Source organism: Arhodomonas sp. KWT, from assembly GCF_010993615.1.
The window spans coordinates 1-627 of record NZ_WNXE01000967.1; the positions used below are offsets into that span (position 1 = coordinate 1).

General features: G+C 60.6%; 1 pseudogene. It reads left to right on the forward strand.

Going from position 1 to position 627, the window contains the following annotated elements:
* Nucleotides 1-456 (forward strand): annotated as a pseudogene (locus tag G7A99_RS23585) (lipase family protein); the annotation flags it as partial.
* Nucleotides 457-627: the final 171 nt, after the last annotated feature.

A 627-nucleotide genomic window follows, 5' to 3' on the forward strand; every position in this document is an offset into this window, starting at 1 on the left:
GAGCGCAATGGCACGGGCGCGTGCTACACCTTCGGGGGCCCCCGTGTTGGGGACGATGCGTTTTTCGAGGGGATAAAGACCCCTGTCTACCGTGTCGTTAACGCCGCCGATGGTGTGGCCAGGGTTCCATTCGGGTATGGGCTGAAGATCGTCCTCGGTGGGCTGAGACTCATTCCGCTCAATGGGACGTTGGCGATCTCCGAGTTCCTTCGCAAGCGCTTCGCCGGGTATACGCACTTCGGCAATCTGGTCTTCCTCTCCGGCGCACCCAACACACCCGATGCCCGGGGCTTCCCGTTTGCGAAGCTTCAGGTTCGAAAGAGTCCCAACTTCTTCTGGAAGTCGCAGCAGGTGCTTTGGCGACTTGCCCGGACGTGTGCGAAGGCATCGGGCACCGATCACAGCATTCGCGAGTATGCGGGCAAGCTCGAAGCGCATGCGTTACGGCGCAATTAGAACGGGCATACGCATCCGAATAACACACGCCATAAGGGAGATAGACGTGAAGGGAAGCAGCGCAACGCGAGTGTCGATATGCCGTGCCTGGGGAGTCGGCCTGTTACTGAGCGCCCTTGTGCTCATGGCCGGTTGTGCGCAGGTGCCCCAGGAGAGCGTCGAGCTCTCCAA